Origin of the sequence: Granulicella aggregans (assembly GCF_025685565.1) — a bacterium.
GTDB classification, from domain to species: domain Bacteria; phylum Acidobacteriota; class Terriglobia; order Terriglobales; family Acidobacteriaceae; genus Edaphobacter; species Edaphobacter aggregans_B.
In genome coordinates, this window is sequence record NZ_JAGSYE010000004.1 from 272,534 (window position 1) to 293,108 (window position 20,575).

General features: G+C 56.3%; 15 protein-coding genes. 6 read left to right on the forward strand and 9 right to left on the reverse strand.

Annotated elements, in window-relative coordinates:
* The first annotated feature begins 4 nt into the window (after positions 1–4).
* From OHL18_RS20585 to OHL18_RS20600, 4 genes are all read left to right on the forward strand, one after another.
* Positions 5–1,633 carry a tetratricopeptide repeat protein gene (locus tag OHL18_RS20585; RefSeq protein WP_263376757.1) on the forward strand — a complete coding sequence of 543 codons (1,629 nt, stop codon included), beginning with the start codon at positions 5–7 and terminating at the stop codon, positions 1,631–1,633.
* Positions 1,634–1,655: 22 nt separating this feature from the next.
* Positions 1,656–2,585, forward strand: coding sequence for a tetratricopeptide repeat protein (locus OHL18_RS20590; RefSeq protein ID WP_263376758.1), 930 nt, complete (start codon positions 1,656–1,658; stop codon positions 2,583–2,585).
* A 675-nt stretch (positions 2,586–3,260) separates the two neighbouring features.
* On the forward strand, positions 3,261–3,857 hold the full coding sequence (locus OHL18_RS20595; protein ID WP_089841906.1) for a DUF6088 family protein: 597 nt from the start codon (positions 3,261–3,263) through the stop codon (positions 3,855–3,857).
* Positions 3,850–4,872: a nucleotidyl transferase AbiEii/AbiGii toxin family protein gene (locus tag OHL18_RS20600; protein ID WP_263376759.1), complete on the forward strand. Its 1,023-nt coding sequence runs from the start codon at positions 3,850–3,852 to the stop codon at positions 4,870–4,872. Before OHL18_RS20595 ends, OHL18_RS20600 begins: the two co-directional genes overlap by 8 nt.
* 51 nt (positions 4,873–4,923) lie before the next feature.
* Here the strand turns inward: OHL18_RS20600 and OHL18_RS20605 are convergent, their stop codons facing one another.
* The gene (locus OHL18_RS20605) at positions 4,924–6,066 is read right to left on the reverse strand and encodes an L-dopachrome tautomerase-related protein (protein ID WP_089839571.1); all 1,143 of its coding nucleotides are present in this window, start codon (positions 6,064–6,066) and stop codon (positions 4,924–4,926) included.
* A gap of 111 nt (positions 6,067–6,177) precedes the next feature.
* Positions 6,178–7,017, reverse strand: coding sequence for an oxidoreductase (locus OHL18_RS20610; RefSeq protein ID WP_089839572.1), 840 nt, complete (start codon positions 7,015–7,017; stop codon positions 6,178–6,180).
* 83 nt (positions 7,018–7,100) lie between these two features.
* On the opposite strand from OHL18_RS20610, the gene OHL18_RS20615 reads away from it, so the two are divergent.
* Positions 7,101–7,658 carry a TetR/AcrR family transcriptional regulator gene (locus OHL18_RS20615; RefSeq protein WP_263376760.1) on the forward strand — a complete coding sequence of 186 codons (558 nt, stop codon included), beginning with the start codon at positions 7,101–7,103 and terminating at the stop codon, positions 7,656–7,658.
* A gap of 183 nt (positions 7,659–7,841) precedes the next feature.
* On the opposite strand, the gene OHL18_RS20620 is transcribed toward OHL18_RS20615, so the two are convergent.
* From OHL18_RS20620 to OHL18_RS20640, 5 genes are all read right to left on the reverse strand, one after another.
* Positions 7,842–8,708 carry a hypothetical protein gene (locus OHL18_RS20620; RefSeq protein WP_263376761.1) on the reverse strand — a complete coding sequence of 289 codons (867 nt, stop codon included), beginning with the start codon at positions 8,706–8,708 and terminating at the stop codon, positions 7,842–7,844.
* Positions 8,709–8,792: 84 nt separating this feature from the next.
* On the reverse strand, positions 8,793–10,280 hold the full coding sequence (locus tag OHL18_RS20625) for an efflux transporter outer membrane subunit (protein ID WP_263376762.1): 1,488 nt from the start codon (positions 10,278–10,280) through the stop codon (positions 8,793–8,795).
* 283 nt (positions 10,281–10,563) lie between these two features.
* Positions 10,564–13,671, reverse strand: a complete 3,108-nt coding sequence (locus OHL18_RS20630) for an efflux RND transporter permease subunit (RefSeq protein ID WP_263376763.1) — start codon at positions 13,669–13,671, stop codon at positions 10,564–10,566.
* Positions 13,668–16,991 (reverse strand): efflux RND transporter permease subunit, encoded by a 3,324-nt coding sequence (locus OHL18_RS20635; RefSeq protein WP_263376764.1) that lies wholly within the window; start codon positions 16,989–16,991, stop codon positions 13,668–13,670. The genes OHL18_RS20630 and OHL18_RS20635 overlap by 4 nt, the downstream gene beginning before the upstream one ends.
* On the reverse strand, positions 16,988–18,256 hold the full coding sequence (locus tag OHL18_RS20640) for an efflux RND transporter periplasmic adaptor subunit (protein ID WP_263376765.1): 1,269 nt from the start codon (positions 18,254–18,256) through the stop codon (positions 16,988–16,990). The genes OHL18_RS20635 and OHL18_RS20640 overlap by 4 nt, the downstream gene beginning before the upstream one ends.
* Positions 18,257–18,368: 112 nt before the next feature.
* On the opposite strand from OHL18_RS20640, the gene OHL18_RS20645 reads away from it, so the two are divergent.
* Positions 18,369–19,022, forward strand: a complete 654-nt coding sequence (locus tag OHL18_RS20645) for a TetR/AcrR family transcriptional regulator (RefSeq protein ID WP_263376766.1) — start codon at positions 18,369–18,371, stop codon at positions 19,020–19,022.
* A 48-nt stretch (positions 19,023–19,070) separates the two neighbouring features.
* Here OHL18_RS20645 and OHL18_RS20650 read toward each other — a convergent pair whose 3' ends face one another.
* Together OHL18_RS20650 and OHL18_RS20655 are read right to left on the reverse strand one after the other, a co-directional pair.
* Positions 19,071–20,084 carry a VTT domain-containing protein gene (locus tag OHL18_RS20650; protein WP_317890517.1) on the reverse strand — a complete coding sequence of 338 codons (1,014 nt, stop codon included), beginning with the start codon at positions 20,082–20,084 and terminating at the stop codon, positions 19,071–19,073.
* 89 nt (positions 20,085–20,173) lie between these two features.
* Positions 20,174–20,575 (reverse strand): TolC family protein (locus OHL18_RS20655; RefSeq protein ID WP_263376767.1); only part of this gene is annotated, 402 nt, incomplete at its 5' end.

A 20,575-nucleotide genomic window follows, 5' to 3' on the forward strand; every position in this document is an offset into this window, starting at 1 on the left:
GAACTTGCTGAGGCTATGCGGACGATCACTCGCGCTGTTCCTGCTAGCGGTGAGTTCTATCGCTCAGGTTCCCACTCCGGTTCGGATTGCCGACGCGAGTTGCGCCAAGTGCCACGCGGAGATCTACAACAAATACCTATCGACTCCCATGGCCAACGCAAGCGGTGCGGCGGAGGAGAGACCGCATCCGCCAAGCACTGTGCGGAGCCTGGCGGGAGCAACTTACACCATCACAAACAGTGGCCATGAAGGAAGAGCGAGTCTTCTCAGCACGAGCAGCCACGGCGAAACGATGACCGTGCCTTTGGACTACTTTCTCGGCTCGGGGCATCTTGGCACGACGTATATCTATGGCGCCGATGGGTTCCTCTTCGAGTCTCCGATCGCTTGGTATGCTGCGTCGGCGAGTTTCGATATGAAGCCCGGCCTTGCCGGGATGCAACATGCGGTTCCAGCGCTTCCGCTACAGAGCGGATGTCTTCGATGTCATATGAGCGAAGTGAGACGCAGTGATGCTGGAACCATCAACCGTTACAGTAACTCCGCCTTCCTGCATACCGGTGTGACCTGCGAGTCCTGCCATGGCGACAGCAGTGGGCACCTCTCCAGTGGCGGCAACGCCCTGCCGGTAAAGCTCGCGCGACTGGATGCTTTGAAGAGAGATTCCATCTGCATCAACTGCCACCTTGAAGGAGATGTGCTGGTCGAGCGGGCGGGCCGGTCAGCCCTCGACTTTGTGCCCGGTCAGTCCATCACGGCTCTCGTCGCTTACTACGTCTTTGGCGGCAAGGACGCGACAGCGCGCGCAGTGAGTGAGGTGGAGCAGTTTGCTCAGAGCCGTTGCAAGCTGGAGTCCGGCGAGCGGATGTCCTGCACCACTTGTCACGATCCGCACTTCACCCCGGCTAGCGAGGTTCGTGCGGCATTCTTTCGCAGCAAGTGTCTCAGCTGCCATACTGACGCGAAGTTTGCGGAGTCGCACCACCCTGAGAACAAGGATTGCGTGAGTTGTCATATGAAACAGACCGGAGCGCAGAATATTCCGCATGTTGCCTGGACAGACCATCGCATCCTCAGGTTGCCGGATTCAGAGAAGCAGGAACGCCCGCGCACCAAGCTCAGCAAACTCACCCCGATCTTCACGGAGTCTGCGTCGAAGCGGGACCTGGCGATGGGATATTACAAGGCGATGCTTGCGGGAGACAGAGCGCTGGAGCCGCTTGCGTGGTCGCAGTTGAACGCTCTTCGTGATGAGATAACAGGCGATGCAGAGGCGCTCGATGCCCTGGGAGTGATGACCGCGGCTCGTGGCGATGGGGCCGCGGCGGGAGGTCTATTTCGGCGGGTTCTCGCGCTCGACAGCAACAACCTGACTGCACTTTCAAACCTCGGAACCCTGATGGCTAAGGAGGGCAGGTTGGATGAGGCCCAGCGTCTACTGAACGCCGCGTTCGCGACGAACCAGGACATTCCCGGTCTGGCGTTAAACGTTGCCCGAGTCGACTGCATGGCAGGGAGCTCCGAAGCAGCGAAGAAAGCCCTGCGGTCAGCGCTGGTTTATAACCGTGGCCTCGAGAGTTTAGAGTCGCTGAGTACGCAGTTATCGCATTGTCCAGCAGCGAGCGCACGTTGAGCGCGGTGTGTCGAGGATGAAGATGAAAACCCAACTCCGAGTGTTGCTGCTGGCGGCGATGACGTTCATGAAGATACAGGCGCAGTCTCCGGTGGACCCGCTCGCAGAGCCGAAGGCGCTACTGGCGCACGGACTTACCAAGGACGCTGAGACAGCCATCAATATCTATCTTCAGACAAATCCGAACTCTGCTGACGGTCACTATTTTCGCGCGGAGATCTTCTTCCGTGAACAGAGAGCGAAGGAGTCTCTCGCGGAGTTCACCACAGGAGCGAAGGGAAGAAATCCGACCGCACGCGAGTTCGGGATCATTGCGTCAGACTATGTTTTGCTGGGGGATTATGTCGACGCCGACCGCTGGTTCACCCGGGCGACTGCTCATGATCCTGCGGAGGCGAGCTATTGGTATCTCCTAGGCAGGACAAGATATAAGGAAGGCGAGTACGCAGATGCCGTGAGTGCGTTCGAGCGTGCGCTGTCACTGCATCCGCGTTATGTTGAAGCGGAGAACAACCGGGGTCTCGCGCTATCTGTCCTGCAAGAGAAAGACCTGGCGGCGCAGGCGTTTCAACAGGCGATCGACTGGCAGGGAAGCTCCGGGACAGACTCGCAGCCTTACTTCAATCTGGGATCGTTGTTGCTCGAGCAGAACGAACTTACAAAGGCCGTGGCCCTTTTGAAGAAGGCGGTCACCCTATCCCCTTCGAATCCCCGTATGCACGAAGAGCTGGGAAAGGCCTATGTTCAGCAAGGTGACCTCTCCCTGGCTGAGCGCGAGATGGAGACGGCTGTGGCCTTGTCCCCCGAGACTTCGTCGCTTCATTTTCGCCTGGGACAGATTTATAAAAAGCAGTCGAAGGACGATCTGGCGAAAAACGAGTTTGCCATCTGTGCCAAGCTCGCAGGAACGCACTCTTCCAAGGAGACTCCCAACCCCTTTGGTCCGGAGTAGGCTGGCTGCCGGCTCAATTGCCGAGCGACCGCACCGCAACAGTCTCGGCCCCGAATCCGGCTCCGGCCAATCTACTGCCAAAGTTTGTAATGGGCGTGCAAGCCTGCCAGCAAGCTGGGAACGACGTTGATTCCATCACATGCGGAAGACCTCGGTAACGCCCAAGGTACGTCACGCTTCGATCCAGACGACGATGAACATCTATGGACGAGCGATGACGGACTCCAAGCGCAAGGCAAACAGCCAAGTTGTTGGGCTTGTCTTTGGGGAACCATTGATGTTGGAAAGGGGGATGTAAAAACACGAAAGACCTTCGAGAGTGAAGGTCTTTTGGGAGCCATTTCCGATTGGGGGATAATGGGGTCTTGCTTGGGATTTGAGTGCTCGTAACTTATTGATTCTTTGGTTGCGGGGGTAGGATTTGAACCTACGACCTTTGGGTTATGAGTGACCCTTAACTTACGTATGTTGTTGATTTTACGGTACGAATGGCGACTCAAAGGTACGGCAAAGTACGCATCGGACAGCTTATTGGGAGTCAGTCGGGAGTTCGTTTCGACCTTTGGGTTCCGGGCCAACAGGTCGTGAAGACGCCCCGGAGCACCGCACCATGACGGGCGAACGACTGTGCAAAGTGTCAGAAACTAGAGTATGATCCTGACAGAAGGTGACGTTATGGAACGCCTTACAGAAGCCATTCTTGAGAGGACAAGCGCACTCCCCGAGGGAGCGCCGGTGAGCGCCAAAATGCTGCTGCATCTCGGCACACGCCCCGCTGTGGACCAGTCGCTCTCGCGCCTTGCGAGGCGCGGGAAGCTCCTGAGAGCCGGCCGGGGCATGTACATCTCTCCAGTGACGAGCCGGTTCGGAACTCATGCGCCTTCCGCCCATCGGTTGATCGCGGAGCTGTCCGCTCAACGCGGCGAAGACATTGTGCCGTCGGGCGCTGCGTCCGCGAACGCGCTTGGACTCACCACCCAGGTTCCCACTCAGATGATCTATTGGACATCGGGCCGGAGCCGCAAGCTGAATCTCGGAAAGCTGGCGATCGAACTCGTGCATGTCCCGTCCTGGCAACTCGCCTTCGCCAAGGAACGCGCCGGAGAGATCGTCCGCGCGCTGGCGTGGGCAGGCCCGGAGAGAGTCCATGCGGTTCTGAAGGAGATCGAGGGGAAGGTTCCCCGGACTGAGATTCGGAAGGTCGCGCAGCAGGTCTCCCGTTTTCCGAGCTGGATGGCGAGCGCCCTCAGCCGGAGCGCCGTCGATGCCTGATAGCTATTTCCAACTGAGCAGGCAGAACCAGGCCAGCGCCCTTGCTGCGGGTTCGGATGTCTCCGGTCGTGCGCCTCACTTGTTGGAGAAGGACATCTGGGTCGTCTGGGCGCTTGCGACTCTCTTTCGATCCGACTTGGGAGCGCACCTCGTCTTCAAAGGCGGCACGGCTCTGTCGAAGGCACACAAGGTCATCACCCGCTTTTCGGAAGACGTTGACCTCACCTACGACATCCGCGCTCTCGCCCCTGAGCTGGTTCGCGGTTCCGCGGGCGGCATCGACGCGATTCCGCCGAGCCGCAGCCAGGAGAAGAAATGGTCCGACGAGATCCGTCGCGAACTCCTTCCCGCATGGATTCGGAACCAGGCTCACCCCATCATTCAGGCCGGCTTGGAACGTTTGGAGAATGTATCCAGCCGCATCACTGAGGATTGCATCTTCATCGACTACCAGCCGGTGGCACCGGCGTCAGGCTACGCACTCCCGACTGTGAAACTGGAGTTTGGCGCGCGGTGCAGCGGAGAGCCAAGTACGATCATTCCCGTTCGCTGCGATATGGAGGGGCTGGTATCCGGGGTCGAGTTTCCAAACGCCGACCCTCGCGTCATGAATCTGACCCGCATCTTCTGGGAGAAGGCGACTGCCGCCCATGTGTATTGCGTCCAGGGCGAAAAGGGTCTTAGCAATCGGTTTTCGCGGCACTTCCACGATCTGGTTCGTATCGAAGAGACCGGACATCTTGCCGAAGCTCTCGCGACCCAAGATGTCGCCGAAGCCGTTGCCATTCACAAAAACGCTTTCTTCGTTGAGAAGGACGCCAACGGGAACCGGATCGACTATCTGGAGGCCGTCCACGCAGGCCTGATACTGGTGCCCAGCGGAAGCGGATACGATGCCCTTCGCACGGACTATCTGCACATGCTCGAAGACGGGCTATTGGCCGGCAATGCGGAGACGTTTGACGATCTGATGACACGGTGTTCGGGAATCCAAGCGCAGCTCAAGCACCGCTGACGGTTACTTCAGTCGGCGTTTTCGTATTGGTAGAGATTTCCGGGGGGTAGGTCAAGTTCCCGACTTCTTCAAGCGATAGATAGAGTAGGGTCGGTGTTCAGCAAGCTTTGATTCAGTCGGGGGTCTTACGAGCTCATCTAGGTAGGACGGGATTGAGCTATCGGTGAAGTAGACATCCCCGTTGGCACCAACGACGATTCCGTCTGGCCAAACGATGTCCTTTGAGCCTCCGAGCTTCGATAACTCATGAGTGGCCGGATTGAACGCCATGATCGATCCGTGTTCCACGTCGGTCATGAGGACGCGCCCGTCGTGGTCGATCGTAATGCCATCACTCATTGGCTTTTGCCCAACATCTTCAATGTTCTGATTGAAAGATGCGGTTGTCGTTGCCGGGTTCAACACGACGGACATCGGCACGCGACAAAGCCGGGAGTTGGTCATCGAAGCAATGTAGAGCCACTTCTGATCGTCGCTGATCTCAATGCCGTCGATCCCGACGGCGAAGCTAAGAAGTCCCCCAAGCAATCGGTCGGGGCCATAGGGCGTTTGAATGATCCAGTCCTCGGGCCTCATGCACGGATGATCCGATTGGATCGAAGTAAACGTATGGTTCAAGACGGAGTAGACGACGAGACTTGAAGGGGTGAAACTGAAGAGCCCAGGATTGGGCAGAACCACGTATTTGCCATCGGACGTGACTCGGATGTCTTCCGCAAACTTCGCTTGTCCTTCAGGAAACTCAAAGAACTCCAATCGCTTCTTGGTGTCCAAAGCGAACGCCGAGACGAGCGTGTGTTTGAAGTCAAGACTCGCCGGTTCGATAAACCAGATTCGATTTTGCTTATCGATCGTCATTCCAAACGTGCCTTGAAAGTCCTTCTGTGCCTCGAGCGAGGGGAAAGGCTCCGCTTTGCCGTTGGACCACTTAAAGACGGTTGCCGGCGAAAAACGATCTGCTTTTGCGTTCGGATGGTAGTTGAAATAGACATCGCCATTCGCCGCAACGGCGAGGTTTCCGGGCGGATAGTCCAGTTGAATCAGCTTTTCCAGGACAAACGACTCTGTTGGTAGATTGGCTCCAAGATCTGGGTAATTTTTCCCGCTTCCATACTTGAACTTAATAACGACCAGAAACACAAGTAAGGCCGAGATTACGAATGCCACGCTCTTTAGAACGACCGATCTTTTCATGACGATCCTCTCTGCTACGCAGACTTTTCTTCAAAATAGAGCTGACCCACAAGGTCATCAGAGCTGTCCGAAAAAGGGCACCCGTGTCACCTCATGGTGTGGATCGCAAATTTACGCTTTGGATTTCGCCATTTGGCGTCCAATCATCCGGAACAAAGCGTCGAAGCCGCGGTCGGAAAGAACGCGGCGCATGAACAACATTGTCCGTGCCAACCCGCCGGTCACATAGCGGGTCTTGGGTTTGCTCGCCTGAACCGCTTGAACGATGGTGTTGGCGACAACACTGGGCTGAGCAGGAACTGACCCTTTATGGCCTTCCTCCATCATGTTCGCGTGCGCGGTGGCGCCCTTGGCATAGGGGCCGTCACTGGAATACTTCAGGAGGCTCTCGTGTGCTATCTGGGACCATTCGCTATGGGTCGCTCCGGGCTGAATAACGACGACATCGATACCGAACGGATAGAGTTCCATCCGCAGAGAGTCGCTCAGCCCTTCCAACGCAAATTTGGTAGCGTGGTACCAGGTGCCAAAGGGTTCGCCGAACTTCCCGCCGATGGAAGATACATTGATGATCCGCCCGGAACGTTGCGCCCGCATCGCTGGCAGTACAAGTTGGGTGAGGCGGGCGAGGCCGAATAGATTGACATCAAATTGCCTTCGGGCCTCCTCCAGCGGCACATCTTCAAGCGCCCCATAGGAACCGTAGCCCGCGTTGTTAATCAACACATCAATGCATCCCGCTTCTTGCATGACAGTGTCTACAGCAGCGGCCATTGAGGCATCATCGGTAAGATCCAAAGCCAATACATGCGCACCCGCATCGGCCAAGGATTTCATCCGGTCAAGTCGGCGCGCCCCCGCATACACCGTGTATCCCGCCGTCATAAGGCGCTTGACGGCTTCCTCGCCGATGCCCGATGACGCGCCCGTGATGAGAATGATTTTAGCCAAATCCTGCCTCCTGATGACTCTTGACGGAAAGAGTCTACGTGTCTACTATTGACAATGAGACGTATATTGTCAATAGTAAAGATATGGATCTTGCAAAGAGAGACAAAATCCTCGCGGCCGCTCTCGATGTTTTTGTTCGTTACGGATACAAGCGAGTAACGATGAACGACATCGCCGAAGCTGCCGGTATCTCAAGGCCCGCGCTCTATCTGGTCTTCGAGAGTAAGGAAGACATATTTAAGGGCGTGTACGAGCATTGGGTCAAGGGGACCCTGAATGAGATTGAAGCTAGGATCGGTCAACTCAAGACACCCGAGGAAAAGCTTCGGGCCGCTTTTGAGTTATGGACGGTTCTACCATTTGAACGGATGCGAACCTCCAGTGAAGTGGCAGAACTCCTGGAATGCACCTTTGGATTCGCTCAAGATTCTGTCGATCAGGGCTATCGATCGTTTGAGAAGATTATCGTCCCCGTCCTCAAATCACACTCCAAATTCCAGAGTTCCAAACCAAAAGTCTCCGCTGAAAAGACGGCGCATGTTCTTTCAGGTGCTGTTCGTGGCTTCAAAATCATCGCGAAGGATATTTCCGAAATCCGTTCGCTGATCAAGGATCTTCTCATTCTCTTGTTGGATGAGTAGGCCTTTCTATTGCACACATTTTAAGGTTGACCAACACCCCGCTTTTTTTTCGGCTCACTTCGATGGAGCGCGTTGCAGGGTCAGCTCCTCCCTAGCTCCGCCGTCGGCACTCTCGACCGTGACACCCGCTTTATATCGAGGGTTTCGATTCCACAGCAATCGAGACTCTCGATGTGATTCCGACTACGGGTGGTTCGGCTTTTCCGGCACCCACCAAGCGGGCAGAATTTGCGGTAGGTGGAGCTTGTGAATGATCGGAGCTAATTGAGGTGCAAACTCTGCGAATATATTTGAGATGCCGAGCCCCATGAACTCTGTAAGAGTCCGTTGTTCTGCGTGCGTAACGTCATTGAATCCATTTGGGAGATAGCTCATCCCTACGAAGCCTCCGGCAGCCGCACCGGCGAAGTTGGAGAACGCGAGAGTGCGGTGGCCCGAATCGGTCTTGTCGACGAAGGTGTACGAGATGGCATGGAAGACCCTGACACCTACATTGGAGCCAGGAGCGGCTGGCAGATAGCGCGGATCGTCGTGCAACACGGCCTCTGCAAGGAACTCAGCGGTCCTCGTGGATGTCTGCGTGGCGAGGGCGCTTCCGTAGAGCCTTCCAAAGGCGCCCGCGCCGTCTGTCCACTCATGAGGATAGTGGTTTGGTGGATTTATCATCCGGAATCCGGCACCGAGGGCTGGAAACACCAGCGCGGGCGGTCCAAACGCCTGGTGCGTATAGATTGTGAGCTTATCGTCGAATGACAACCGCTTATTGGTCATCAGCGGAGGCACCGGACCCAATGGCCCCATAAGAGAACCGGATGGCGGAGCATGGGATTCCTGTTCTTTCGGTGGCGTCTCCTGGGCGCAAAGAAAAGAAGGTGCATTCGGCAGATCGTCCAGCTTGACGGACTTCACGGGCTCGGCGTCCTGCGTCGTTGATGATGATGAGCTGACCTGGGCGGGGGGCGGAGTTGGGCCATCCTGAGAGTGGGCCTCCAACGAAACGAAAGACAAGGCAAATGCTGCAAATGGGACTGCGAATAGGGTAATTTTCATGCTTCACTCCTCGGTTGAAAAACAGTTATGCTGTGTCCGCTGCAATACACAGGGACTCTCGATTTGGTCGCTGATACTTGGCTGCTACTGCTTGGCTGCTACGGCCTTTTCTGTTGGAAGCTGTGTGGTATCCCAACCGCCGCCAAGAGCCTCGATCAACTGAACACTGCTTGTCATCTGTTGAACATGGAGGCTCACTGCGGTTTGCTGATCGCTGAGCAAGGACGCCTCTGCGACAAAGACATTGAGGTACGTATCGACGCCGGTCTTATAGCGAATGCTGGCCAGATCGTAATACCGTCGGGCGGCTGCGACCGACTCTTGCTGCTCGCCTCTCTGTTGCTCCATCCAGCGATCGGAGGCGAGGTAGTCTTCAACCTGCTGGAAGGCCGTCAAGACAGTCTGACGATAGGAAGCTTCATCGGCCTTGTACTGCGCCTTGTATTGATTCAAGGTGCCACGACGTAGGCCGCCGTCGAAGAGTGTCTCCGACGCGGAGGGACCAAGTGAGAAAAAACGGCTCGGCCACGTGAACAGACTGCCGATCTTGTTGCTCTGTAGGCCCAGATCGCCACCGATGTTGAAACTGGGATAGTACGCGGCCGTTTCGACACCGATCAGGGCGTTTGCCTCGGCCATCTTCCGTTCCGCCGAGGCGATGTCTGGGCGCCGTTGCAGAATCTGAGAGGGCACCCCGATGGGAATGGCAGGCACTTTGGTGTCGAGCGCACGCTTCGGCATGGAAAAGGAGGACGCTGGCTCGCCAATGAGCAGCGCGATGGCATGTTCATATTGAGCACGCGCGATCCGAAGATTTGTGGTGGCGGCAATGGCATTGGTGAGGTTCAGTTTCGCCTGTGCGACCGACTGCTCGTCATCGACGCCAGTGCTGCTGCGTATCTTTGTGAGGTCGAGGTTCTTCTGATAGGCCACGACACTTTGCTGGTAGAGATTAATCAGTGCATCCTGGCCCCGAAGCTCGAAGTAGTATTGGGCCAGGTTGGCTTGCTCACTCAGGCGTTCGTTCGCGAGGTCTGCCGCGCTGGCCTGTGCAGCATTCGCATACTCGCGGACGCTGTTGCGGATCTTCCCCCAGACATCAGGCTCCCAGGAGACATCAAACGGCAGACTGAAGCTATTGCTGTTCTGATTGACGGTGCCGGAGGATACGCTGGACTGGCCGGATGCGTTTCCAGAAGTGCGTGCTCTTGTATAGGAGGGCTCGACCGTGACGGTGGGGTAATAGGCAGCGCGCGCCTGCTTCACCTGAGCTCGCGCTGCCATGAAGTTCTGAAAGGACTGCGCAATGTTCTGGTTGGCGACGTTCAGCTTCTCTTCGAGGGCATTCAGCTCAGGCTCCTGATAGAGCTCCCACCACTTGCCCCTCAGGACAGCATCTTGCGGCGTAGCAGGTGTCCAGACGGTTCCATCGGCGGATTGTTGCGGCTGGGTCTCCTTGAAAGCGGGCGGAGCCGGCATAGACGGTGCGACATAGCGAGGGCCAACCTGACATCCCTGAATCGAGATGAAACTTGCAATCAGGACGACCGCGACCGCGAAGCGAAATGACATCTGTACAAAGGTTCCGCAGCCAGACAGGCGCAGACGTAGCGTTCGGAGGAGTGTTTCGAATAGGCGTGCAACGTGCATCATCCTTGAACGCCGGCCTAGAGCATGGGAACCTGCCTCCAAGGTCTGTATGCCAGATCGGATGACCGCTTCGAATGTGTTTTGTCCGGCGGCCAGTGAGACGCAATAACCATTGGCAAAGACAAGCGCGATTCTGAGAGCTTCTTTGGCTCTGTGCTTCGTGCGCGGATTCGTGAAGTTATCTTGACTCGTCATGGGTATGTTCCTAGGCGGCGGGGATGCGGTTCACGACAGCAAAAGAGTTTCCGCGATGACGGCTCAATCGTTGGCTGAGGTGATCGAAAAACAGGTAGATCACAGGTGTGGTGTAAAGAGTGAGCACCTGGCTGAAGATGAGGCCTCCGCAGATGGCGATGCCAAGTGGACGCCGCAGCTCTGAGCCAGTCCCCGTTCCAAGGGCCAGGGGAAGGGCACCAAACAGCGCGGCGAATGTCGTCATCAGGATCGGACGAAAGCGCAACATCGCGGCCTCAAAGATGGAGTCCTCGGTGCTCTTGCCGTGCTCTCGTTCTGCCAGCAGAGCGAAGTCGATCATGAGGATCGCGTTCTTCTTCACAATGCCAATAAGCAGGAAGATTCCAATCACGGAGATGACGTCGAGTTCGCTGTGAAAAATCAGGAGCGCCAGTATGGCTCCCACCCCCGCTGAAGGAAGCGTCGTAAGGATCGTGATTGGATGGATGAAACTCTCATAGAGGACTCCCAGGACGATGTAGATCGACAGCAGGGCAGCGGCTATGAGCATCGGCTCAGAGGAAAGAGCAGAAAGGAAGGCCGCGGCCGTTCCGGCAAATTCGCCACGCACTGCTGGTGGTGTACCGATGCGCTGCTGCATCTGGTTGATCGCGGTTGTCGCTTGCCCCAGAGAGACACCAGGTGCAAGGTTGAAGGCGATTGTCACCGAGGGAAAGAAGGATGAGTGGTTGACACTGAGTGGCGCGGTCGCTGCCTGCGTTGAGCTAAACGCCTGTAATGGTATCGCCTTGTTTCCGGAGGCGTGGACGTAGGTGGCTTTGAGCGTACTGGTGTCGCGATAAAACTGAGGTGCCGCTTCCATGACCACGTAGTATTGGTTCAGCGAGCTGTAGATGGTGGAAACCTGTGCTTCGCCGAACTGGTCATTCAGTGCGTTGTCGATCAACTGCGGTGTGATTCCGAACCGCGCGGCGGTTCGACGGTCGTAGTTCAACAACATCTGCAGGCCGCCGTTTTGCTGATCGGTGGTTACATCCCGAAGCTGCGGCATGTTGCGCATCTCCTGGTAGAGCAGCGGTCCCCAAGTGCCCAGATCGGTGACAGTATCTCCGGAGAGTTGATACTGATACTGTGCGTTGCTTTGGCGTCCTCCGACACCGAGCTCCTGCGACGCTTGCAGGAAGGTGGAGGCACCGGGCAGTTTGGCGAGCTTGGTGCTGAGTCGATTCACTACCTCAGCTGCGCTCGCGTCGCGGTCAGCCAACGGCTTGAGCGAGAGAAAGATGAAGCCACTGTTGCTTGCACCCTGGTTTCCGCCGGTGAAGCCAGCGACCGTTTGGACAGCAGGGTCCTGACCAATCACACGCTGTACATCCAGCAGCGAATCTCTCATGGCAGGAAAGGAAGAGTCCTGCGAGCCTTGCAGGCCGCCAAAGATGAGCCCGGTGTCTTGTGTGGGGAAGAGGCCTTTGGGCACCAGAACGACCAGCAACACACTGAGAGCCAGTGTGCCTGGGATGCTGAGGATGACCAATGCAGGGTGTTTGAGAGCCCATGTCAGTGACTTCCGGTATGCATTATGAATCAGAGAGAAAGCGCGCTCGCTGAGGCGATACAAATGCCCATGGTGTTCGCTTGCCGTGGGCTTCAGGAGATAGACGCACATCATTGGGGTCAGGGTGAGCGAGACGAACATTGAGACAGCAATGGAGAGGCAGATCGTCACTGAAAATTCGTGGAAGATGCGACCTATCAGCCCCCCCATAAATAGCAGGGGAACAAAGACGGCGATGAGTGAGAGGCTCATGGAAAGCACGGTAAAGCTGACCTCTTTCGCGCCCTTCAAGGAAGCGTCCCAAGCTGTCATTCCTTCTTCGATATAGCGGGTGATGTTCTCCATGACCACGATGGCATCGTCCACGACAAAGCCCGTGGAAACGGTCAGCGCCATCAGCGAGAGGTTATCGACGGTGTAGCCGAGCAGGTACATCAAAGCGAAGGTGCCGATCAGCGAAGTGGAAACCGCCACGGCTGGAATCAAGGTCGCCTGCGGACTGCGAAGGAAGACGAAGACCACGGCCACCACAAGAAGGATAGAAATCATCATTGTGCGCTCTACATCGCTGACAGACGCACGAATCGTCGTAGTGGAGTCACTGGCGACCTGAAGTTTGTCACCGGCAGAGATGGAAGCGTTGATCGACGGTAGGGTCTTCTTGATGCGGTCCACCATGTCGATCACGTTTGCATTCGGAAGGCGGAATACCAACAGAACCACGCAGGACTTTCCGTTTGCATATCCGGCAGACCGGGTCGTTTGTACGGAATCGAACACATGCGCCACATCGCTGAGATGGACCACCTTGCCGTCGCTTGCCTTCAGTACGATGGGCGCGTAGTCCTTTGCCTTGGAGATCTGATCGTTGGCCGTTATGTCGGCGGTAGTGAAGTCGTTGCTGATCTGTCCCTTGGGGCGGTTGGAGTTTTGTGTTGACAGTATCTGGGCCACATCTTGTGCGCCTAGCCCATAGCTGGCGAGTTGTTGCGGATTGATGTCTACCCGCACAGCCGGCAGGGCACCACCAACCACTTGTACCTGCCCAACGCCTTCCAACTGAGAGATCTTCTGCTGGACAACCGATTCGGCTATGTCCGTCAACTCACCCTCCGAATGGACATCGGAGGTCATGGTGAGCACCAGCACGGGGAACACAGCGGAGTTGACCTTTCGGTACGTCGGGTTCGATGGAAGATTGGCAGGCAGATACGTGCGCGCCGCATTGATGGCGGCCTGGACATCGCGCGCGGCACCGTCCACATCGCGGGAGTAGTCAAATTGGAGCGTAATGGAGGTCGTACCCAGCGTGCTTGAAGATGTCATCTGGGTGATACCTGCAATACGGCCAAACTGACGCTCCAGTGGGGTCGCCACGGAGGACGCCATCACCTCGGGGCTTGCTCCCGGTAACTGGCTCGCGACTGTGATCGTGGCCAGGTCGAACTGAGGCAGAGAAGCTACCGGGAGAGCACTGAAAGCCATGCCGCCGGCAATCAGAATCGCAACGGCCATGAGCGTCGTAGCTACAGGTCTCTCGATGAAGAACGCCGTGATGTTCATAGCTGCTCCGCCGTGGCTGGCTTGCTCAGCATGACTCTGGGTTGGCGGGCGAAACGCTGGGCGAGCCGGTCGAAGAACACATAGATGACGGGTGTCGTGTAGAGCGTTAGAACCTGACTCACGAGGAGGCCACCCACCATCGCGATACCAAGAGGCCGACGAAGCTCAGAACCGATTCCTGTTCCGAAGGCCAGCGGAAGGCCTGCGAAGAGCGCGCACAGCGTCGTCATCATGATGGGCCGAAAGCGCAACAGCGACGCCTGGAAGATTGCCTCTTCAGCGTTCATGCCGTGATTGCGTTCCGCGTCGAGTGCGAAGTCCACGATCATGATGCCGTTCTTCTTGACGATGCCAATCAGAAGGATGATGCCGATGATGGCAATTACGTCGAGGTCCTGATGAAACAGGCGCAACGCTAGCAGCGCGCCCACTCCTGCCGAGGGCAAGGTAGAGAGAATGGTGATGGGGTGGACGAAGCTCTCGTACAAGATGCCGAGCACGATGTATACCGCCATGAGTGCGGCAAGGATAAGAAAGACCTCGTTGCGCCCAATGGTTGTGTACGCGGCGGCTGTACCTTGAAAGCTGCCGTCGATACTGGTGGGCATATTGAGCCCCTCTTTGGTTTTGTTAACCGCAGCAACGGCTTGGCTCAGCGAGTATCCGGGTGCTACGTTGAACGAGATCGTGACCACGGGGAACTGACCTTGGTGGCTGATCGTCAGTGGCGACGCGCTCGTAGTGAAGCTGCTGATGGCGGAGAGTGGAACCGGGGTGGCTTGCGTGGGCGACGCTGTGGAGGAACTGGAAGCCCCGCTGCTTCCGCTTTGCGTACTGGAGGAACTCTGGGTAGAAGATGCCAGCACCGAGTTGGGAGTGGAAGCAGACAGACCAGTGCGATTAGACGCGCTGAGGGTACTGACTGTTCCACTGGATGCGGCTGATGTGCGACCCGAGGTACTCTGCGACGACGAGCCGGAGCTCGAAGTGTTGCTTCCCTGAAAATAGATGCCGCTAAGGCTGTTTGGACTTGTCTGGAAGGTGGGTAACGCCTCAAGGATGACGTGGTACTGATTCGACTGTGTGTAAAGAGTGCTGATCTGCCGCTGCCCAAACGCATCATAGAGTGTCGAGTCGATCTGATCCGGCGTGATATTCAGGCGCGAAGCTGTGGCCCTGTCTATGACAAGATTCATGCTGACGCCGTTGTTCTGTTGGTCGGTGACAACATCCCTGACCTGAGGTAGCTTGCTAATTTCAGCTACCATCTTCGCCGTCCACACGTTCAGCTCTGAGCTGTCGGGGTCTTCGAGGGTGTACTGATACTGGGTGCGGCTGACGCGATCATCCACCGTCAGATCCTGCACCGGCTGGAGATAGAGGTGTATGCCGGGAACTTGATCGACATGCTTCTGAAGGCGTGCGATCACTTCCGAAGCCGTGATGTGGCGTTCCGCAAGGGGCTTGAGATTGATCTGAATGCGCCCACTGTTCAGAGTGCTATTCGTGCCATCGGCACCTATGAACGAGGACAGACTGGCGACGGCGGGGTCCTTGAGAACGACATCGCTGAGCTGCTGTTGCTTGTGCGACATCGCTGGAAAGGAGATCGATTCCGGAGCCTGCGTAATGCCCTGGATAATCCCCGTATCCTGCGTTGGGAAGAAGCCCTTAGGGATTTCAATGTATTGAAAGACCGTGAGCAGCAAAAGAGAGGCGGCAACAAGCAACGTGGCGGTCTCGTATTGGAGCACCCACTTGAGGCTTCTTCCATAGGCGGCAATAATGCGCTTGAAGAGATACTCTGTCCAGCGATAGAAGCGGTTTTGCTCTGAGTCGGGAGTATGGCGCAGCAGCCGTGAACTCATCATCGGGGTAAGCGTGAGCGATACGACTGCGGAGATCAGGATGGTGATGCTGAGGGTGACTGCGAACTCGCGGAACAGACGGCCCACAATGTCGCCCATGAACAGAAGCGGAATGAGCACCGCGATCAAAGATACGGTGAGCGAGATGATCGTGAACCCGATCTGTTCGGCCCCCTTGAGGGCGGCTTCCAGCGGATTCATCCCTTCTTCCAAATAGCGTGAGATGTTCTCAATCATCACGATTGCATCATCGACAACAAAGCCGGTCGAGATCGTGAATGCCATGAGGGTTAGATTGTTGAGGCTGTATCCCAGCAAGTGCATGACGCTGAAGCTACCGATGAGCGATAGTGGCACCGCTACCGTGGGAATGATAGTCGCGGTGAAGCTCCTCAGAAACACAAAGATTACGAGGATGACCAGACCAACGGTGAGAGCCAACTCAAACTCAACGTCTTTCACGGAGGCACGGATCGTGTTGCTGCGGTCGGTCAGGACTTCGAGCTTCACCGAGGCGGGCAAACCAGCCTTCAGCTTGGGAAGAAGTTTCTCGATGGAGTCGACGACCTCAATCGTATTGGCCCCTGGCTGACGCTGGATATTCACGATGACTGCTGGCGTTCGGTTCTTCCAGGCAGCGAGCTTATTGTTCTCGATGCCATCCGTGATCCTGGCGACATCGCTCAGCATCACAGGATTGCCATCCTTGTAAGCGACCAATACATCTCGATACCCGGCACTCGAAAGGAGTTGGTCGTTGGCATTGATCTGGAAGTTCTGGGCAGGCCCGTCAAAGCTACCCTTGGCCGAGTTGACCGTCGTGTTCGTCAGGGCACTACGCAGATCCTCCATACCGATTCCATAGGAGGAAAGAGCCACAGGGTTCGCCTGAATGCGAACCGCTGGTTTCTGCCCTCCGCTGATGGTTACGAGACCCACACCGTTCAACTGCGAGATCTTCGGCGCGAGTCGCGAGTCAACCAGATCTTCCACCTGCGAGAGAGGGATGCTGTCGGAGGTCAGGGCCAGTGTCAAGATAGGAGCATCCGCCGGATTGGACTTGCTATACACCGGGGGCACGGGCAGGTCGGTCGGCAGGTATCCATTCGCCGCGTTGATCGCAGCCTGTACTTCTTGTTCGGCCACGTCGATATTGAGGTTCAGCGAGAACTGTAGAACAATGACCGAGCTGCCATCCGAGCTCGTCGAGGTCATCTGAGTCAGGCCCGCAACCTGCCCGAACTGACGTTCCAGCGGCGCGGTCACTGCTGAACTCATCACCTGTGGGCTGGCACCGGGATAGAACGTCAGCACCTGAATCGTTGGGTAGTCCGCTTCCGGAAGCGCAGAGATGGGAAGCTCGGTGTACGCAATAAGGCCGAGGATCAGAATTGCCGCCATGAGGAGTATGGTGGCGATCGGCTTGAGGATGAAGATACGGGATGGGCTCAAAGAAGGCTCTCAGCCTGATACTTGTCCGTCTGCCGGATGGAGGACTGCGTGCCTGTGTTCTGATCCGACTGAATTGTGATCTTTGAGCCTTCCTGCAACTTGTCAAAGCCAGTAAGGGATACGATCTCGCCTGGATTCAAGCCGACCACCGCTGCCTGATCGGCTTCGGACGTCAACTCCGTAATGGTTCGCATCTTGACGGTGTCCCCAGAGACGACGTAGACAAACGCCTTCGTTCCATTGCGCTGCACCGCTGCAGACGGAATCAGAATGGCGTTCTGTAGCGTCTTCACGAGCAGGCGGGCATTGACGAACTGATTGGGATACAGCTTGAGGTCGCTATTTTCGAATTGACCGCGGAACCTCACTGTTCCTGTAGAGGAGTCGATCTCGTTGTCGAGAGTGAGCAGCTTGCCGGTCGCAATCTTCGTCTGCCGCGTCCGATCAAAGGCATCAACAGGCAGGGACGAACGGTGAAGGATTTCACTCCGGACTTGATCGAGATTGTCTTCAGCTACGTTGAAGACGACCGTGATGGGCTGTAGCTGGGTGATGACAACAATGGAAGTGGAGCTGCCGGAAAAGACCGTGTTGCCTGGATCGATGAGCCGAAGGCCAACACGACCGTTGATGGGCGAGGTCAGATGGCAGTAGCTGAGCTGAGTCTCCGCATACTCGACTTGGCCGACATCATTCTGCACGGTCCCTTTGTACTGTTCAACAGCCTGCTCTTGATCCTCATAGGTTTGCCGGATGATGGCCTGTTGGCTGGAGGCATCCTTATAGCGCGCAAGATCCATTACAGCTTGTGCCAGTACCCCACGGTCATGCTGGAGCGTTCCCTGGGTTTGCTTCAACTGGGCTTCGTAGGGGCGGGGATCGATGTCGATCAGGGTGTCGCCACGATGCACCATCTGACCTTCTACATAATGAACGGCCACAACGCGACCGTTGACCTGGCTGTAAAGGTTCACTGTCGCCTGGGGTGTGACAGTACCTAGCGCTTCGACGTAGTAGCCAATCGGCCCAAGGTGGGCTGTGGCTACCTTGATCGTAGTAATTTGCGGGGGTTCCACTTGAGCGGCCTTATCTGCCTGACTTTTGCGGCTCCCATTGACGACAGCTAAAGCAATAGCCGCGACAACCAGAATGGCGATGATCCATCGCCATCGGTGCGATTTCGGACGCGGGTTGTTCTCAGCGAGTTCCCCCGGTGCGAGGGCTGTCGGTGGTGTGGCATTCTGCATACGTTGCGTATCATCCATTCGAGAGCGTCTCCCGGCGCGAGGCGACTTTCCGTACCGTACCGTGCGTTTCGCCTGTAGAGTAGACTCTATGAATGGAAGAAGGTTTCAGAGAAAGGTCACTTAGAGTCTGATGCCAAAAAAACCTATAGCGAGAGAGCCTGTCGAGCGGTCGAAATCTCAAATACGCACGGACCGCCTGATCGACCGATTGCTGGAAGCTGCAACTCAGTTCTTTATGGAAAAGGGCTTCGAAGCAACGAGCATGGGGGAGATCGCCAAACATGCTCAGGCCTCCAAGGAGACGTTTTATCGCCACTTTCCAACGAAAGAAGAACTCTTCCAGGCGGCGCTGCACCGCCGAGCGGAACAGATCGCAACCGAGTTTGGTTCGGTGCTTTTATCTCAAGCTCCGCCGGAAATAGCGTTGGCGAAGTTCGGTCAAGTCGTCTTGGAACGATTGCTCGCGCCAGAAGCCATGGCCTTTCGTCGCGTGATGATGATGGAAAGTGTACGGTTTCCCGAGTTGCAAAAAACTCTTCATGCCCGAGGACCAGCACGCGTTAACTCCGCGCTTGCACACTATCTTGAAGATCAAGTCAGCAAGGGAAGGCTGCGCCAGATGAACTCAACCGTAGCCGCGCGGCAATTCTTCGATCTCGTCGCGGCGGAGATGACGATGGAAGCGAACGTGCCCTTTGCGCCTAAGCCAACGACAGGCGAGATCAAGCAGAGGGTGAAAGAAGCGATGGATTGCTTTCTGCACGGATATGGCGCGAAGGATTGAAACCGGCTCCGCAGAGCTGCCGACATTAAGTTCGCCGTCATGACCCGTCTACCAGAAGCCGCCATAACGCCGGTGCGGGCGAGGGGGTGATATCACAACCCCAAGCCGCTCGGCTAGCTCTTCTCTTGTGCTGAAATTGGTTGTGGTCGGTCGCCCCTCTGCAACCCATGCATCGAGCCCGCCTTCCAGAATCCACACGTTGGATACCCCCACTTTCTTCATGGCCGCCGCAACGCGCGCACTAGTGAACTCGTTTTTCGATGAGCAATAGAGCACCATGCTCACCCCCTCGGGGACAACGACGTGATGGGCCTTTCTCAGCTGGTCCGGGTCCGTCCGAACCGAACCCGGAATGCCCTCCAGCTCGTGGTCCATGGCCTCATATCGCAATAGATCGACAACCCCTATCCTCTCGCCATCGTCGATCTTCCGCTGTAGCATCGCTGGGCTGATGCGGTGAAGCCGCAGGTGACGGATCATCGTCACGATTCTAAAGAGTCTCCATGCGGTCCACAGCAGCATAGGTATGGCTACCAGCACGATTAGTCCCGTACCGAAGCGATCAAGCAGGCCGATGACGCGATCAAGTTGACTGGAAAAGAGAAAGCCAGCCAGGACGTAAGCCGCGCTCCAGAGGAGCGACCCAACGGAGTCGTATGCGAGGAAACCCAGCACTGTCGCACCCTGAGCACCAGCCAGTGGAGGTGATACGCCGTCCAACACGGGAACGAACTTTGCCACCACCAGCAATCGCAACCCCCACTGATCAAATATTTGCCTTGAGCGTTCACGGCTGCCCTGTGGATTGGAAGTCAGGCTACAAATCAAACGGATTACGCTGCTACCCCAGCGTCTTCCTAACCAGAACCAGACGCTATCTGCGGCAAGGCACGCGACTACACTCGTCAAGAGAACGAGTGGAATTGTGAGATGCCCTCCCCCACGACCAGCCAAAGCGCCGGCAGTCATCAAGAGCAACATGGATGGGAGCGGAAGGCATAGCTGTTGGCCAAAGACTGCCAACCCGATAGCTAGGTATGTCAGTTGCGTCGCGCTGTTCATAGACCAGTCATCTCTTACTCAAGATGTCCGTGTTCCGAATTCGGTTCTTTCGTTCTCGGCTTTCGTAAACTGGGAAATGATGCGATATTTCACCACCCTCCGCCCAAGACGTTATAGAGCGTCACCAATGAGAGAGCTTCTTGTTGCTGAGCTGTAGCTAACGAGAGTTGCGCGCTGTAGAGTGTCTGTTCGCTGGTAAGTACCTGTAGGTAGCTTGTCGATCCACCCCTGTAAAGTACGTCTGCAAGTCGAACCGCCACGGTTGCGGATGCGACTTGGGCTTCCTGCTTTTCCCGATATTCCCTCGTCTTGGTATAGGCGATCAAGGCATTGGAGACATCGCGAAGCGCGCCGGCGATGGTCTGCTGATATGTGTCGAGATATTCCTGGTCTTGCGCTCTGTAGTACCGGAGATTATTCCGCAGCTTGCCGCCGTCGAAGATCGACTGGCTGACGCTGCTGTAGGCCTCATAGTAAAAGTTCTTCGAGTC

What these genes read in the sequence shown, in the direction of transcription:
- OHL18_RS20620 (WP_263376761.1), bottom strand. Translation starts at nt 8,708, where the DNA reads ATGAAAATTACCCTATTCGCAGTCCCATTTGCAGCATTTGCCTTGTCT.
- OHL18_RS20595 (WP_089841906.1), top strand. Translation starts at nt 3,261, where the DNA reads ATGGAACGCCTTACAGAAGCCATTCTTGAGAGGACAAGCGCACTCCCC.
- OHL18_RS20600 (WP_263376759.1), top strand. Translation starts at nt 3,850, where the DNA reads ATGCCTGATAGCTATTTCCAACTGAGCAGGCAGAACCAGGCCAGCGCC.
- OHL18_RS20645 (WP_263376766.1), top strand. Translation starts at nt 18,369, where the DNA reads ATGCCAAAAAAACCTATAGCGAGAGAGCCTGTCGAGCGGTCGAAATCT.
- OHL18_RS20615 (WP_263376760.1), top strand. Translation starts at nt 7,101, where the DNA reads ATGGATCTTGCAAAGAGAGACAAAATCCTCGCGGCCGCTCTCGATGTT.
- OHL18_RS20640 (WP_263376765.1), bottom strand. Translation starts at nt 18,256, where the DNA reads ATGGATGATACGCAACGTATGCAGAATGCCACACCACCGACAGCCCTC.
- OHL18_RS20605 (WP_089839571.1), bottom strand. Translation starts at nt 6,066, where the DNA reads ATGAAAAGATCGGTCGTTCTAAAGAGCGTGGCATTCGTAATCTCGGCC.
- OHL18_RS20625 (WP_263376762.1), bottom strand. Translation starts at nt 10,280, where the DNA reads ATGTCATTTCGCTTCGCGGTCGCGGTCGTCCTGATTGCAAGTTTCATC.
- OHL18_RS20650 (WP_317890517.1), bottom strand. Translation starts at nt 20,084, where the DNA reads ATGAACAGCGCGACGCAACTGACATACCTAGCTATCGGGTTGGCAGTC.
- OHL18_RS20630 (WP_263376763.1), bottom strand. Translation starts at nt 13,671, where the DNA reads ATGAACATCACGGCGTTCTTCATCGAGAGACCTGTAGCTACGACGCTC.
- OHL18_RS20590 (WP_263376758.1), top strand. Translation starts at nt 1,656, where the DNA reads ATGAAAACCCAACTCCGAGTGTTGCTGCTGGCGGCGATGACGTTCATG.